The organism is Paraferrimonas sedimenticola, assembly GCF_002282855.1.
In the GTDB taxonomy this organism is placed as follows: Bacteria; Pseudomonadota; Gammaproteobacteria; order Enterobacterales; family Shewanellaceae; genus Paraferrimonas; species Paraferrimonas sedimenticola.
Genome location: NZ_NRIR01000009.1, coordinates 1 through 15523, shown reverse-complemented (window position 1 = coordinate 15523; position 15523 = coordinate 1). Strand labels below are relative to the sequence as shown.

At 50.5% G+C, this 15523-nt stretch carries 14 protein-coding genes; 8 read left to right on the top strand and 6 right to left on the bottom strand.

Annotated elements, in window-relative coordinates; genetic code table 11:
- Positions 1 to 42: 42 nt before the first annotated feature.
- Positions 43 to 249 (bottom strand): cold shock domain-containing protein CspD, encoded by a 207-nt coding sequence (cspD, locus tag CLC93_RS14870; protein ID WP_095506778.1) that lies wholly within the window; start codon positions 247 to 249, stop codon positions 43 to 45.
- A gap of 189 nt (positions 250 to 438) precedes the next feature.
- Between cspD and clpS the strand changes: the two genes are divergently transcribed.
- Both clpS and clpA read left to right on the top strand, forming a co-directional pair.
- Positions 439 to 753, top strand: a complete 315-nt coding sequence (gene clpS / locus CLC93_RS14865; RefSeq protein WP_095506777.1) for an ATP-dependent Clp protease adapter ClpS — start codon at positions 439 to 441, stop codon at positions 751 to 753.
- Positions 754 to 788: 35 nt separating this feature from the next.
- Positions 789 to 3062: an ATP-dependent Clp protease ATP-binding subunit ClpA gene (gene clpA / locus CLC93_RS14860; protein WP_095506776.1), complete on the top strand. Its 2274-nt coding sequence runs from the start codon at positions 789 to 791 to the stop codon at positions 3060 to 3062.
- A gap of 154 nt (positions 3063 to 3216) precedes the next feature.
- Here clpA and infA read toward each other — a convergent pair whose 3' ends face one another.
- Together infA and aat are read right to left on the bottom strand one after the other, a co-directional pair.
- Positions 3217 to 3435 (bottom strand): translation initiation factor IF-1, encoded by a 219-nt coding sequence (gene infA / locus CLC93_RS14855; RefSeq protein WP_037439960.1) that lies wholly within the window; start codon positions 3433 to 3435, stop codon positions 3217 to 3219.
- A 132-nt stretch (positions 3436 to 3567) separates the two neighbouring features.
- A complete protein-coding gene (aat, locus tag CLC93_RS14850; protein WP_095506884.1) occupies positions 3568 to 4275 on the bottom strand; it encodes a leucyl/phenylalanyl-tRNA--protein transferase in 708 nt (235 codons plus the stop codon).
- A gap of 115 nt (positions 4276 to 4390) precedes the next feature.
- Here aat and CLC93_RS14845 point away from each other — a divergent pair, with 115 nt between their 5' ends.
- Positions 4391 to 4864, top strand: coding sequence for an outer membrane lipoprotein (locus tag CLC93_RS14845; protein WP_211286885.1), 474 nt, complete (start codon positions 4391 to 4393; stop codon positions 4862 to 4864).
- Here CLC93_RS14845 and CLC93_RS14840 read toward each other — a convergent pair whose 3' ends face one another.
- The 3 genes from CLC93_RS14840 to ald all read right to left on the bottom strand — a co-directional run bounded on the left by CLC93_RS14840 (position 4865) and on the right by ald (position 8022).
- Positions 4865 to 5722, bottom strand: coding sequence for an endonuclease/exonuclease/phosphatase family protein (locus CLC93_RS14840; protein WP_095506775.1), 858 nt, complete (start codon positions 5720 to 5722; stop codon positions 4865 to 4867).
- 76 nt (positions 5723 to 5798) lie between these two features.
- Entirely contained in the window at positions 5799 to 6755 is a 957-nt protein-coding gene (gene trxB / locus CLC93_RS14835; protein WP_095506774.1) for a thioredoxin-disulfide reductase, read from the bottom strand.
- 154 nt (positions 6756 to 6909) lie between these two features.
- Positions 6910 to 8022, bottom strand: a complete 1113-nt coding sequence (gene ald / locus CLC93_RS14830; RefSeq protein WP_095506773.1) for an alanine dehydrogenase — start codon at positions 8020 to 8022, stop codon at positions 6910 to 6912.
- A gap of 180 nt (positions 8023 to 8202) precedes the next feature.
- Between ald and lrp the strand changes: the two genes are divergently transcribed.
- From lrp to serS, 5 genes are all read left to right on the top strand, one after another.
- A complete protein-coding gene (gene lrp, locus CLC93_RS14825) occupies positions 8203 to 8703 on the top strand; it encodes a leucine-responsive transcriptional regulator Lrp (protein WP_095506772.1) in 501 nt (166 codons plus the stop codon).
- A gap of 140 nt (positions 8704 to 8843) precedes the next feature.
- Entirely contained in the window at positions 8844 to 11378 is a 2535-nt protein-coding gene (locus CLC93_RS14820; RefSeq protein ID WP_095506771.1) for a DNA translocase FtsK, read from the top strand.
- A complete protein-coding gene (lolA, locus tag CLC93_RS14815) occupies positions 11378 to 12004 on the top strand; it encodes an outer membrane lipoprotein periplasmic chaperone LolA (RefSeq protein WP_095506770.1) in 627 nt (208 codons plus the stop codon). Before CLC93_RS14820 ends, lolA begins: the two co-directional genes overlap by 1 nt.
- The gene (locus tag CLC93_RS14810; RefSeq protein WP_095506769.1) at positions 11988 to 13325 is read left to right on the top strand and encodes a replication-associated recombination protein A; all 1338 of its coding nucleotides are present in this window, start codon (positions 11988 to 11990) and stop codon (positions 13323 to 13325) included. Before lolA ends, CLC93_RS14810 begins: the two co-directional genes overlap by 17 nt.
- Positions 13326 to 13419: 94 nt before the next feature.
- On the top strand, positions 13420 to 14706 hold the full coding sequence (gene serS, locus CLC93_RS14805; RefSeq protein WP_095506768.1) for a serine--tRNA ligase: 1287 nt from the start codon (positions 13420 to 13422) through the stop codon (positions 14704 to 14706).
- Positions 14707 to 15523: the final 817 nt, after the last annotated feature.

Sequence of the window (15523 nt, the reverse complement as noted above, 5' to 3'; positions counted from 1 at the left end):
TTTTTCAGTTTTTAAATAAAAAGCGATTCGTCGAATCGATTTTTATTTAACAGGACTAATCTCAGAGGCATGCATGCCTTTTGGTCCTTGCTCGACTTCGTAGTTCACAGGCTGGCCGGCCTTCAACGTACGATAGCCTTCCATTTGAATGGTTGAATAATGTGCAAACACATCATCGCCACCTTCTTCTGGACAAATAAAACCAAAACCTTTGGCGTTGTTGAACCACTTCACAGTGCCCATTGCCATACTTCTGCTTCCTTATTCGCTATCCTTCCCAGTATTATGTGAGAGTTCGATTCATTGATATCGATCACTCAAATACCAGAATGTAAGCATGTTCTTAATCTGTCAAGAATTAATTAACATCTTTCTAACATTTATTTATTGGGTACAATCCAATTAGCAAACCCAAAAATGAGAGGCTAAGCTAAATCCATGGGCCAAGAGAACGACTTTGATTTTGCAAAAGAGTTGGTTGTTGAAAAGGAAGTCCTTGCACCACCTCCGATGTATAAAGTTATTTTGAACAACGATGATTACACGCCGATGGACTTCGTTGTCGAGATATTGCGTTTATTCTTCGTCATGAGCGAAGAACAAGCCGTGCAGCTTATGCTTACGGTTCATAATGAAGGCAAAGCGGTCTGTGGGGTCTATAGTAAAGACGTTGCAGAATCAAAAGCTATGCAAATTAACCAGTATGCCAGAGAGAATCAGCACCCTTTATTGTGTTCAGTGGAAAAAGGGTAGCGGCAACGGATGCATAAGCGACACTTGGGGGTGCCATGCTAAATAAAGAACTCGAACTGACCTTGAACGCGGCTTTTCAACAGGCGCGCGATGCTCGTCATGAATTTATGACGGTAGAGCACTTGCTGCTAGCATTGCTAGAAAATCCTGAGGCGGTAGAAGCGCTCGATGCCTGTGGGGCGAATATTGCCAAGTTAAAGGCAGAAATCACCGAATTTGTCGAACAGACAACGCCAATCATTCCTGCGGAAGACTCACAAAGAGAAACTCAGCCAACCCTGGGCTTTCAGCGGGTATTGCAACGCGCTGTGTTTCACGTCCAATCCTCGGGACGAAACGAAGTCAATGGCGCCAACGTGTTGGTGGCCATCTTTAGCGAACAAGAAAGTCAGGCGGTGTACATCTTGCGCCGCAGCGACATCAACCGTCTCGATGTGGTGAATTACATCTCTCACGGCGTGGCCAAGCACGACAGCCCGTCTAACGACGCCGAAGCCGACGAAGAGATAGCGACTCAAGTCAACGAAGCGGATAACCCGCTCAGCCAATACTCCTCCAATCTCAACCAACTGGTCAAAGATGGTCACATCGACCCGCTAATCGGCCGTCACAATGAGATGGAGCGCTGCATTCAGGTCCTGTGTCGTCGCCGCAAGAATAACCCTCTGTTAGTGGGTGAAGCAGGCGTGGGTAAAACTGCGATTGCTGAAGGTTTGGCCTACCGAATCGTTCACGGCGAAGCCCCTGAGGTAATGCAAGATGCGATCATTTATTCGCTAGACCTGGGTGGTCTGTTGGCCGGTACCAAGTATCGAGGTGATTTTGAGAAGCGCTTCAAGGGCGTGTTAAAGCAGCTGCAACAGGACAAGCACGCGATTCTGTTTATCGATGAAATCCACACCATTATTGGTGCAGGTGCGGCTTCTGGCGGCATGATGGACGCCTCTAATCTACTAAAACCTCTGTTGTCCAACGGTCAGTTGCGCTGCATAGGATCGACCACGTATCACGAGTATCAGGGCGTGTTTGAAAAAGATCGCGCCTTGGCTCGTCGTTTTCAAAAGGTGGATATCAAAGAGCCAAGCATCTCCGAGACCACCAAAATCCTTATGGGCCTCAAGCCTAAGTACGAGGCGCATCACGGTGTTAAATATTCGTCATCGGCCATGTCGGCAGCGGCGCGATTGGCGGCTAAGTACATCAACGAGCGTCAATTGCCCGATAAAGCCATTGACGTTATCGATGAGGCAGGGGCTCGCGTGGCCTTGTTACCGCAAGGTAAGCGCAAGAAAAACATTGGCGAGCACGACATTGAGAGCATCATCTCTAAGATGGCGCAGATCCCTGAAAAGTCAGTGTCGGCGTCCGATGTAGAACTGTTGAAGAACCTAGACCGCAACCTGAAAATGGTGGTATTTGGTCAAGACAAGGCCATCGACAGCTTAACCTCTGCGATTCGACTGTCTCGCTCAGGCTTGGGCGGTGAAGACAAGCCTGTGGGCAGCTTCTTGTTTGCAGGGCCCACCGGTGTCGGTAAAACGGAGATTACCTCGCAACTGGCCAAAGCGCTGGGCATCGAGCTGCTGCGCTTTGATATGTCCGAGTACATGGAGTCGCATACTGTGTCGCGTTTGATTGGTGCGCCTCCTGGTTATGTGGGCTTTGACCAAGGTGGCTTACTCACCGATGCGGTGATTAAGAACCCGCACTCAGTGGTGCTACTCGACGAAATCGAGAAGGCCCATTCCGACATTTACAACTTGCTACTGCAAGTGATGGATCACGGCACCTTAACCGATAACAACGGTCGAAAAGTGGATTTTCGCAACGTGATTGTAGTGATGACCACCAACGCCGGTGTTCAAGAAACGGTGCGCAAGTCCATAGGCTTCCAGCAGCAAGACCACTCTCATGATGCGCTGAGTGAAATTAACCGAGTGTTCTCCCCGGAATTCCGCAATCGCCTAGACGGCATTGTTTGGTTTAATCATCTTGATATGACTGTGATTGCCAAAGTGGTGGACAAGTTCTTGGTTGAACTACAAGCCCAGTTGGACGACAAACGAGTGACCTTGCACGTGTGCGATGAAGCCAGAACCTGGCTTGCAGAAAAAGGTTACGACAAGTCCATGGGTGCCAGACCCATGTCTCGGATTGTCATGGAAAACCTCAAGAAGCCACTGGCCAACGAGATCCTATTTGGCGAGCTGACTCAAGGTGGTGATGTCAATGTAGGCGTTGACGATGAAGGGCTAACCCTAGAGTATGTCGCTAAAAAGGCGCCAGAGAAAACACCTTCTTCGAGCTAATATCTGAATGTTTCTAGGTTAGATTTAAAGCGGCGCTAGCGCCGCTTTTTTACGCCTGGGGTAAAGTAGAACAGTGTCTTTTTAGGGCTTTTTAGCGGACACAAAAAAAGCGCTTATTCAGTAAGCGCTTTTTGGCATTCGGTGCAGCTCGGGATTAGCGCGCGCGGAATACGATACGGCCTTTGCTCAAGTCGTATGGAGTAAGTTGTACTGTGACTTTGTCGCCAGTCAAAATGCGGATGTAGTTTTTGCGCATTTTACCTGAGATGTGTGCGGTAACTACGTGGCCGTTTTCTAGTTCTACCCGAAACATGGTGTTGGGCAAGGTTTCTAGAATGGTGCCTTGCATCTCAATACTGTCTTCTTTCGCCATTTTGCGTGGACTTCCCGTTAATTCTTAAACTGATTCAAAATAAAAAACGCCGCTATGATGCAACATTTGACCCTCTGTGTAAAGCATAACCCATAGTTGAGAAAAGGTCTGTATCGCGCGGTCGAGCAGGAATTATGCGATCAAGCTGCGGGGTATCCAACTGAGTTCGGGAAGCGATTTGTCGCGATAGCGCTTGAGCTCGCTAAGAAATTGATTTCTCGTCACTAATTCCGCACCTAGGTTCATCAGATGAGGGTTCTCTAGTTGCGCGTCCACCAGCTCAATGCCCAAGTTGTGAAAAAGGCGCATAGCCTGCCAAAAGGCAATTTTTGAGGCACCACTGACTCGGTGGAACATGGACTCGCCGCAGAAGACTCGTCCAACGCAGATGCCGTAAAGGCCACCGACCAGCTCATCGTTTAACCAAACTTCGACAGAGTGAGCGTGTCCTTGTCGGTGTAGCTGACGGTACGCCTGGATCATGGCCGGATGAATCCAAGTCTCAGGCTCGTTGGCTCTGGGCTCGGCGCAGGCATCAATCACCTCATCAAAACTGCGATTGACGGTTAAGCGCCAAGGGTGCTTTCGGTACAACTTAGCAAGTGAGCGCGATGGGCGATAATCGGCTGGGTGAAACACGGCCCTTGGGGTGGGAGACCACCACAGGATCGGGTCGCCTTCGTTGAACCAGGGAAAGATACCGTTATAGTAGGCTGCCATTAATCTATCGGGCGACAAGTCACCGCCGATGGCCAATAAGCCATTGGGTTCTCGAACCGCAGTGGTCGGGCAGGGAAAGCCCAGCTCCTCTTCGTGAAGGTAGTAGATCTGATGGTTGATGGGGAACAACTCCAACGACTTTTCGATTCATTGTAAGCTAGGGTTCAGCGGTTGCCAATTCGCAAGGGCGGTTGCATAGGGTATTATGCTACTGAGCTAAAGCTAGGAGGTAGGTATGACTCGCTCTATTTTTGTGGCCATTCTGATGGGCCTAATGCTCAGTTTATCAGCAACTAGCAGTATGGCTTATGACCGCAACCAAGCGGTTCCGGTACAAAAAGTCGAGTACGGCTCAATTGAGTCGGTTCGCACTGTGACCAAAGAAGAGTTGGTACGCGATCGCAACTCAGGCTGGAAGACCTTTGGCGGCGCCTTGCTCGGCGGCATTATTGGTGCTCAGTTCGGCGGAGGTTATGGACAAGACGTTGCCACGGTACTTGGTGCAATTGCCGGTGGTTCGATTGCCAACCGCTCCAATCCCAGCCATTACAAGGTGCGTCATAAGTTGGTGGAGTTGATGGTTAAACAAGACTCAGGCCAAAGCATTATGATCATGCAAGACTATGATCCGGGCATGGTGTTTAAGGCCGGTGATGAGGTTCGCGTGGTGTATCTCACTGGATATGTTCGCGTCGATAAGGCGATGTAATTAGTCGAGATTTTTCAAGTGAAAGCGAGCGCTCATGGCGCGGTGATCAGAAGACTCTAGATTGCTGTGAACATGGGCGCTGTTGGGTATCAGTTCCAAATAGTTCTCGCTGTAAAAGATATGGTCTAGCGGATAACCCATAAAGGATGCCAACTCGGTTTGCTGCTCGCCAAAATCCACTTGCGCCAGTGACATCCAGCCACGTAATTCCTCTAAAAACTGCAACCGTTGCGGACTCCAAGAGTTGAAATCACCAGCGATGATCACCGGACCTAGATGGCCGCCCAACAACTCTTGCACCTTACCCAGTTGCTGCTCAAACGCTTTGAGCGTCAGTTGAAAATTAATTCCGTGTAAATTTACCAGCACTAAGCTTTGATCGCTGCCGGCAATCGGGTAGCGAGTGATTAAGGTGGGCTTGGCCGTGTCCGTGATGGGTTCGGTAATGCTGGTCAATCGGGCCAAACGCATATCCGGGCGGACTTTGGCTTGAGTGAGTACCCCTGAGTAGCTATCAAACTCAGGCTGATACAGATTGGCCACATATTCCCAGCCGTACTGAGTCAGCTCGCTAAACCAAGCGCGACTCTCCACCGATAGGTCGACTTCCTGCAGTAGCACAAAATCTGGCTCGAGCGCCACAATCGATTGAAGGAACTCTTGCTGAAATTGTCGCTGTCCGGTTTCTTTGTGAATATTCCACACCAGCAGGCCAAACTCGCGAGACTCAAGCTGTTGTTGCGGATAATGGCCACCGGCCAATTGCATGTCCGATTTAACAGCAACATAGCCACAACCACCGAGCAGCACACTGATAGTCAACAGCGCGGTGACAATTTGGAGTTTCAGCAAAGACATTGGTGACAAGGACCATTCCTTAAAAAGACAAAACCCCCAGACCTTGGCCTGAGGGCTTTACAAGACTCTGTAGAGTTTAGGCGTTTTGTTTCTCTAGGTAACGCTCAGCGTCTAGGGCGGCCATACAACCACTACCGGCACTGGTTACCGCTTGGCGATAGATTTGGTCCATCACATCGCCACAGGCAAATACGCCTTCAATGCTGGTCTGAGTGGCGTTACCACGCAGTCCGCTTTCTACAATCAGATAGCCATTGTCCATTTCCAGTTGGCCTTCAAACATTTGGGTGTTTGGTTTGTGACCAATGGCAATGAATACACCTGCGACCTCTAGCTCGCTGAGCGAGTCATCGGCTTTGTGGCGCAATCGAACACCAGTAACACCCATGTCGTTGCCCAAGACTTCGTCTAAGGTTTGGTCTAGGTGCAAAATAATCTTGCCTTCCTCGACCTTTTTCATCACACGGTCTACTAGGATTTTCTCGGCGCGGAAGGTGTCGCGACGGTGCACCAAGTGAACTTCTGAGGCGATGTTGCTCAGGTATAGCGCTTCTTCAACAGCGGTGTTACCACCACCAACCACGGCAACCTTTTGGTTACGGTAGAAGAAACCGTCACAGGTAGCACAGGCTGATACGCCTTTACCCATGAAGGCGGTTTCAGACTCTAGGCCCAAGTACATGGCTGACGCACCGGTGGCAATAATCAGCGCATCACAGGTGAATTCGCCATTGTCGCCTTTTAAACGAAACGGACGCTGTTGCAAGTCCACTTCGTTGATGTGATCAAAGATAATTTGGGTATCAAACTTCTCGGCGTGCTTTTGCATGCGTTCCATCAGCAGTGGACCGGTCAGGTCGTCGGCATCGCCCGGCCAGTTTTCCACTTCGGTAGTGGTGGTCAATTGGCCGCCTTGCTGCATCCCAGTGATCAGCACTGGATTTAGGTTGGCGCGAGCTGCGTAAACTGCAGCTGTGTATCCTGCAGGGCCGGAACCCAAGATCAAAAGGGGAAAGTGCTTAACATCGCTCATGGTGCTATTCGCCTTGTGGCAATCCTTTTAAATTAAACTGGCTCGAATTCTAAGGAAATCCTTAGGTGGGGTAAAGCAAAGCGGCATGCGAAAAATCGAATGTGCTGATAACAAAAAGGGAAGCAAGCGCTTCCCTTTGTTCGTTAAACCCTACTTAGAACAAGCTGTTTGGGTCAACAAAGGCCATTTCGTGGGCTTCGGCAACTTCTTTGCAGGTGATATGACCGTGCATTACGTTCAAACCATTCATCAAATGCGCATCGGATTTCAGTGCGGTCTTGTAACCTTGGTCGGCTAGACGAATGATGTAAGGTAGAGTCACGTTGTTAAGCGCGAAAGTTGAAGTGCGTGCAACCGCACCTGGCATGTTAGCCACACAGTAGTGAACCACTTCATCAACGATGTAAGTTGGGTCTTGGTGAGTGGTTGCCTTAGAAGTCTCAGCACAACCACCTTGGTCAATGGCTACGTCCACAATCGCTGCACCTGGCTTCATGTTGGCAATGTGCTCGCGAGTAATCAGCTTAGGAGCAGCAGCACCTGGGATCAGTACGCCGCCAATCACCAAGTCGGCTTCTAGCACGTGCTTTTCAATGGCATCAGCGGTTGAGTAAACCGCTTTGGCAGTGTTGTTGAACTGAACGTTCAGTGCGCGTAGCACGTCGATGTTGCGGTCAAGAATGGTTACATCAGCGCCCATGCCCACTGCCATTTGTGCAGCGTTGCGGCCTACCATACCACCACCAATGATGACCACTTTGGCAGGCTCAACACCCGGTACGCCGCCAAGTAGCATGCCACGACCACCGCGTGACTTTTCAAGCGCTTGTGCGCCGGCTTGGATTGACATACGACCAGCCACTTCGGACATAGGCGCAAGCAGAGGAAGTCCACCGCGGTTATCGGTTACGGTTTCGTAAGCAATACACACAGCGCCGCTATCTACCAACTCTTGAGTTTGTGGTAGGTCAGGGGCCAAGTGTAGATAAGTAAACAGGATTTGGTCTTTGCGCAGCATGGCGCGTTCAACCGCTTGAGGCTCTTTAACTTTAACAATCATATCCGCCTTGGCGAACACTTCCGCGGCGGTATCAATGATGTCCGCGCCTACGTTTTGATAGTCTTCGTCGCTAAAGCCAATACCGTTACCAGCTTTAGTTTCGATTAGTACCTGATGGCCACGTTGAATCAGTTCGCGAACACTTGCTGGCACCATGCCGACACGATATTCGTGGTTTTTGATTTCTTTTGGTACACCAATGATCATTTTTTTGCCTCACAGATAATTTTTACCGGCGCGCGGTTTGTTATATAGTGTTTTATCAGGGCAGGGCGTATCACCCTGCGCAGGATGCTAGTATAAGAGCAAAATTGCAGTGTTTGCTGCTGTTATTATCCTATTTGCCAGACAAAACGCTTTTTTAACAGGGAAAAGAAGAATAAACGTATGTCCAATCAAGCCAAGAAGCCAGTGAAAGATCTGGATAGAATTGACCGCAATATACTTAGCGAACTCCAAAAAGATGGCCGGATTTCAAACGTTGAATTGTCAAAGCGCGTAGGTTTGAGTCCTACTCCTTGCCTTGAGCGCGTGAAACGTCTTGAGAAACAAGGCTATATCAACGGTTATACCGCCTTGGTCAACCCGCACTACTTAGGTGCTTCTCTTTTGGTCTTCGTAGAAATCACCCTTAATCGCGACACCCCAGAAGTGTTCAACCGCTTTAACCGTGCGGTTCAAAGCTTAGATGATATTCAGGAGTGTCACTTGGTATCTGGTGATTTCGACTATCTATTAAAAACTCGTGTGTCCGACATGTCGGCCTATCGCAAGTTGCTCAGCGAAACCTTGCTAAACCTACCGTCAGTATCGGACACCCGTACCTATGTGGTAATGGAAGAGGTTAAGCAAACCAATCACATTGCAGTACTGAACAACGAAGATTAGACCGTTATTCGCGTTATCGGCAAAAAGTGCGGTAAGCCTCTAGCTTTGGGCTTACTGCTGGGCTTTTGCGCTGATTTTTCCAAAATCCTCTGATATCTTAGGCATCAGCAGAGATCAAACTCAGGGTCGAGGTTGACAGTTTGAGCCAACAACAAACAAAAACACTATCCGGTGTACAACGCCTTCTAGAAGGCGGGCTTATTTTTTGCGGTCTGGCCGCCACGTTCGTGGTGATTGCCCTTGCCAGCTTTGACGCCGCCGATCCCGCCTGGAGCCAAACTAGCCTAAACGAAGAAATCAAAAACTACGCGGGTAGCGTTGGCGCTTGGGTCGCCGACGTCCTGTTTTACATCATGGGCTTCTCTGCCTGGGTGATGCCGGCGATCATCATCGCTGTGGGCCTGTTGATTTTCCGTCATCCAAAACACTTAGCCGAAGTGGATTATTTTGCGGTTGGCCTGCGGATCATTGGTTTTCTACTAATGCTGTGCGGTATGACCTCGTTGGCGAGCATGAATGCCAACGACATATATTACTTCTCCGCTGGCGGTGTGATTGGCGATGTCATCAGTAGCACCATGCTGCCATACTTCAGCCAGCTAGGTACTACCCTGATTCTGTTGTGGTTTGTTGGCGCAGGATTCACTCTGCTAACTGGCGTGTCTTGGATTACTCTGGTGGAATCGATTGGTTCTTGGTGTATTGTGGCCGGCCTTTGGTTATGGAGCATTCCGAAGCACTTTAGTGGTGATGGTCAAACCGACGAGCCTGCGGCCAATGTGGATGACGCCAAGGCAGAAGAGGGCACCGATGACACCAGCCGCTTTATGTCGATAGTCAATCGCTTTAGGGCCAAACGCGATAGCGAAGCGCAAGCGCAAGAGCAAGAGCGACGAGAGCCGACGTCAGATACGACAAAGCGAGCCGAGCCTGTATTGGCGTCTTCTTTGAACGATGAGCTAGAAGCCAACCGTCTCGAACCCAACTTTGGCGAAAAGCCTGCTGTCGACGATTTACCTCAGTGTGCCAAAGACGATGCACTAGAAGATGAATTGGACAACAAATTTAGCGATGGCGGAGATGCGCCTTGGCCTAGCGACGACAGCGCCGACGATGGCAAAGCCAAGATTGTCGACGGGCAAGTGGTACTGCCAAAAGCGTCAGCCAAACCTGCGATGCCGCCGCTACCAGACATTAGCCTGTTAGACGTACCGAATCGCACCGAGAATCCGATTAGCCAAGAAGAGCTCGACCAAGTGGCGCGTTTGGTCGAGGCCAAACTGCTCGACTTTAATATCACAGCGCAAGTGGTGGATGTGTGTCCTGGTCCGGTGATCACCCGTTTCGAGCTGGATCTAGCGCCGGGTATCAAGGTGTCTAAGATCACCGGTCTTGCCAAAGACTTGGCGCGTGCTTTATCCGCCGTATCGGTACGCGTAGTGGAAGTCATCCCTGGTAAGTCGGTGATTGGCCTCGAACTGCCAAACAAATTCCGCGAAACCGTGTTCATGCGCGACGTGCTGGATACCAAAGCCTTTGAAGACAGCAAGTCGAACCTGACCATGGTGTTAGGCGCCGATATTGGCGGTCAACCTGTGGTGGTGGATTTAGGCAAGATGCCGCACTTGTTGGTGGCCGGTACTACTGGCTCGGGTAAGTCGGTGGGCGTGAACACCATGATTGTGTCGCTGCTGTATAAGAGTGGCCCAGAAGATGTGCGTCTGATTCTGATTGACCCGAAAATGCTGGAATTGTCGGTATACGAGGGCATTCCACACTTGTTGTGCGAAGTCGTAACCGACATGAAGCAAGCTTCCAACGCGCTGCGTTGGTGCGTCGGCGAGATGGAGCGTCGCTACAAGTTAATGTCGGCATTGGGTGTGCGTAATCTCAAAGGCTACAACGCCAAGATTGCCGAGGCCGAAGCCAAGGGCGAGGCCATCATGGATCCGCTGTGGAACCCAACTGAATCTATGGCGGTACAACCTACCAAGCTTGAGAAAATGCCATCGATTGTGGTGGTGGTCGATGAATTTGCCGACATGATGATGATTGTTGGTAAGAAGGTGGAAGAGCTGATAGCTCGTATCGCTCAAAAAGCCCGTGCCGCAGGTATTCACTTAATTCTGGCCACTCAACGTCCGTCGGTAGACGTGATTACCGGTCTGATTAAAGCCAACGTGCCGACTCGTATGGCCTTCCAGGTATCGTCTAAAATTGACTCCCGCACCATTTTGGATCAGCAGGGCGCTGAGACTCTGTTAGGTATGGGTGACATGCTTTATTTGCCACCGGGTACAGGTGTGCCCGTTCGAGTTCACGGCGCCTTTGTTGACGATCACGAGGTTCACCGTGTGGTGGCCGACTGGAAGCAAAGGGCAGAGCCGGATTACTTAGAAGAGATTTTGGCCGGTACAAGCGAAGGCGAGCAGGTATTGATGCCTGGCGAGGCCGCTGAAACCGATGAAGATACGGATCCTCTCTACGACGAAGCCGTGATGTTTGTGACCGAGTCTCGTCGCGGCTCTATCTCAAGCGTGCAACGCAAATTTAAGATTGGTTACAATCGTGCCGCTCGCATTATTGAACAAATGGAAGGTGCTGGCGTCGTAAGTACACCATCCCATAACGGAAACCGAGAAGTGCTGGCACCGCCGCCAGTCAAAGTGGATTAATGAAAAAACTGATTCTAACCGGGCTGGCAATTACTGGCCTTAGCACGTCAGCATTGGCCGATGACGCCAGTCGCGACGCGCTGCAAGCACAGATGCAGGCTAATGCCGAGTTCACTAGTACCTTTGAGCAAAAGGTAACGGATGTGAACGGTCAATTGCTACAACAGGGCAAGGGTACTTTGAGTATTGCTATCCCAAATCGCTTTAACTGGCACGCCACCGAGCCTGATGAGTCGCTGATTGTGGCCGATGGTACCGACCTGTGGGTGTACAACCCATTCATCGAGCAAGTGTCAGTGATGACCTTGACCCAAGCCATGCAAGCCTCACCCATGGCACTGTTAGTACAGTCCGACAGCTCTGCCTGGCAAGATTACCAAGTCGAGCAACAAGGGCAGTGTTATCAGATTCAGCCTAAACCTGAACTACTCTCTGGCGCGAACCCAAGTTTACTCAGAAACGCGCAAGCGTGTTTTGAAGGCGATAACTTAGCGAGTTTGGAGCTGCTAGATGCCCAAGGCAATACCACGTTATTTAGCCTAAGCGCCCACCAAAGCACGGTTGATCCTCAGCTGTTTGTGTTTGAGTTACCGGAAGGAGTGGATCTGGATGACCAAAGGCCCTGAGTTGGGACTGGCGTTTGACAAGGACTTTGAACCACTGGCCGCGAGAATGCGGCCAGTGTGCTTAGAGGACTACCTAGGGCAAGAGCACTTGCTTGGACCGAATAAGCCGCTGCGCAAGGCGCTAGAAGCCGGCCGTAGCCATTCAATGATTCTGTGGGGGCCACCGGGAACCGGTAAAACCACCTTAGCCGAGTTGATTGCCCGCTACGTGGATGCTCACGTGGAGCGAATTAGCGCAGTGACCTCAGGGGTGAAAGACATTCGCGCCGCGATTGCCAATGCCCAGCAAGTGGCCGATGCCAAAGGCCAGCAAACTCTGTTGTTTGTGGACGAGGTGCATCGCTTTAACAAATCTCAGCAAGACGCCTTTTTACCCTTTATCGAAGACGGCACAGTGGTATTTATTGGTGCCACTACCGAAAATCCGTCGTTTGAGCTTAACAACGCGCTGTTGTCTCGCGCTCGTGTCTATCAGATTAAGCCCATAGGCGAGACTGAGTTGGTGGCGCTACTGCAAAAGGCGCTAACTGACAGCGAGCGTGGTTTGGGCAAGCGTAACATCGAGGCTGAGCCCGAGTGTCTTAGTGCGATTGCCAAGCTAGCTAACGGTGATGGGCGCAAGTCGCTCAATTTGTTGGAGCTGGCTAGCGACATGCTGGAAGATGGCGATACGTTAACTTCGGATCAACTGGCCGAAGTGTCCGGCTTGAATGTGGCGGCGTTTGATAAGGGCGGCGATGCCCATTACGATTTACTCTCGGCCTTGCACAAATCGATTCGCGGTAGCGATCCTGACGCGGCGCTGTATTGGTATGCCCGGATTTTGGTGGGCGGGGGTGACCCGCTTAACGCCGCTCGACGTCTGCTAGCCATTGCCTCTGAGGACGTGGGCAATGCGGATCCTCAGGCGATGACAGTGGCGCTCAATGCGTGGGATTGTTTTCATCGTGTCGGACCTGCTGAAGGTGAGCGAGCTATTGCGCAAGCTGCCGTGTATCTGGCTTGTGCGCCGAAGAGCAACAAACTCTACAGCGGATTTAAGGCAGCGTTGGAGCTAGCCAAAGAGACCCATCACCTAGAAGTACCGCATCATCTGCGCAATGCGCCCACCAAGCTGATGCAATCCCTTGGTCATGGCGAGGGCTATCGCTACGCTCACAACGAACCCAATGCATACGCAGCTGGCGAGGTGTATTTACCGGCCGATTTGGCCGGACATCGACTGTACGAACCCAGCGATCGCGGCTTTGAAAAGCGAATTGCCGAGAAAATGCAGCGATTACAGGCGCTCGATGACACATCCGAGCAAAAAAGGTACTGAGTTAAGCAGACCCTTTTGTTACACTTAGGCCAATTTTCGCAGGGGGCTTAAATCGCTCCCTAAGTACTGAATTTTACCGATAAGACGAATAACCATGCTGGACCCAAAGTTTCTAAGAAGTGACATTGAAACCGCCGCCGAACGATTGGCAACCCGTGGCTACATTTTGGATGTAAGCCGTCTAAACGAATTGGAAGCTAAGCGTAAGTCGCTGCAAGTAGCGACCGAAGAGCTTCAAGCCAAGCGTAACTCCAGCTCCAAGTCTATCGGTCAAGCCAAAGCTCGTGGCGAAGACATTCAGCCTTTGCTGGCGGAAGTGGCCAACCTAGGCGACCAACTGGACGCCAAAAAAGCCGAGCTTAGCGAACTGCAAACCGAACTGAACGACATTGCTGCCGGTATTCCTAACCTGCCAGCGGACGAAGTACCGGTCGGTAAAGACGAAGACGAAAACGTTGAAGTGCTGACCTGGGGTGAGCCAAAGACATATGACTTTGAAGTAAAAGACCACGTTGACCTAGGCGAAGCCGTAGACGGGTTGGACTTCAAAAACGCGGTTAAGCTAACCGGCTCGCGCTTTATAGTGATGAAAGGCCAAGTAGCTCGTTTGCACCGCGCATTGACTCAGTTCATGTTGGACACTCACACCACAGAGCACGGTTACGACGAAATGTACGTGCCTTATTTGGTAAACGCCGACAGCCTGCGCGGTACTGGTCAACTGCCTAAGTTTGGCGAAGACTTGTTCCACACCAAGCCTGCCACCGAAGAAGGCCAGGGCTTAAGCCTTATCCCAACCGCTGAAGTGCCGCTCACTAACATGGCGCGCGATACCATTGCGGAAGAGAAAGCACTACCGATTAAAATGACCGCTCATACGCCTTGCTTCCGCTCAGAAGCGGGCTCATACGGTCGTGATACTCGCGGTCTTATTCGTCAGCACCAGTTCGACAAGGTGGAATTGGTTCAGTTGGTGAAGCCTGAAGATTCGATGCAAGCGCTAGAAGAGTTAACCGGCCACGCCGAAGTGATTCTTCAAAAGCTGGGCCTGCCGTATCGCAAGGTGATCCTGTGTACCGGTGATATGGGCTTTGGTGCCGCTAAGACTTACGACCTAGAAGTTTGGCTTCCAGCACAAAACACCTACCGCGAAATCAGCTCTTGCTCGAACATGCAGGACTTCCAAGCCCGTCGCATGCAAGCTCGCTTCCGTCCAGTCGGTGCCAAGAAGCCAGAGCTTCTGCACACCTTGAACGGTTCTGGTCTAGCGGTTGGCCGTACTCTGGTAGCTATCTTGGAAAACTACCAGCAAGCGGATGGCAGCATTGAGATCCCAGAAGTCTTGCAAAGCTACATGGGCGGTTTGACCAAGATTGGTTAAATTTTGGGATTAATACGCGAATGAATTGAAACGGGCAGTCTAAGGGCTGCCCGTTTTTTTGACTCGTTGATTGAGCTTTTCCGCTTGGGAGGTGTTGGCCCGCTCCCGCGTGTCATTCCCAGCTTGACTGGGAATCCAGCTAGTTGCTACGGGCTTTAGTTGGCCCGCTCCCGTGTGTCATTCCCGGCTTGACTGGGAATCCAGCTAGTTTGTGTACTGACCGGGCACATGGTTGCCGTTCGTATTCAGCCAATCTCTCCGATGGTTCATTGCATCCCGTTCAGGGCCAACTTACCCAAAGCGATATTCAACATTATGTGTCGCAGTCTGCTAGGTTTAAACCAAATGGATTAGGCTTGGCTGGACTACAAATGAGCAACTTTTTCAAATTCTATGGATATTTTGCGAGCTTCATTGGAACAGTTACCTTAGTCACTGTGCTGATTTCAGTTGTAACGAGAGATAACATTCAATTTGGTTTGTTTGGTCTATATGGTATCCCGATCTTAGGATTGATTTATGCATTCCTTAGAGTCAGCGGAGTCATTGTTGGAAAGTGGGAAGTGTTAGAGCGAAATCGTCTAGCGAGACTAGAAGCGGAAAATAACGAATTTAAGAGCAACAGGGTGTATAGTCTTAGACAGAATTAGAGATTCAACGGTAAAGAACTTTAGTGGCTAATTGAGTGCGCAGAAATTAACCATGAAAGGGTTTTTAGAGATGGTATGACGGGCTCAGTATGGCCCTTAGCGGTCGTTCGTATTTTGGCCAAAATAGTATAGGCTCTTCAAAAAGAGCATTTAACCAATGGATTAGA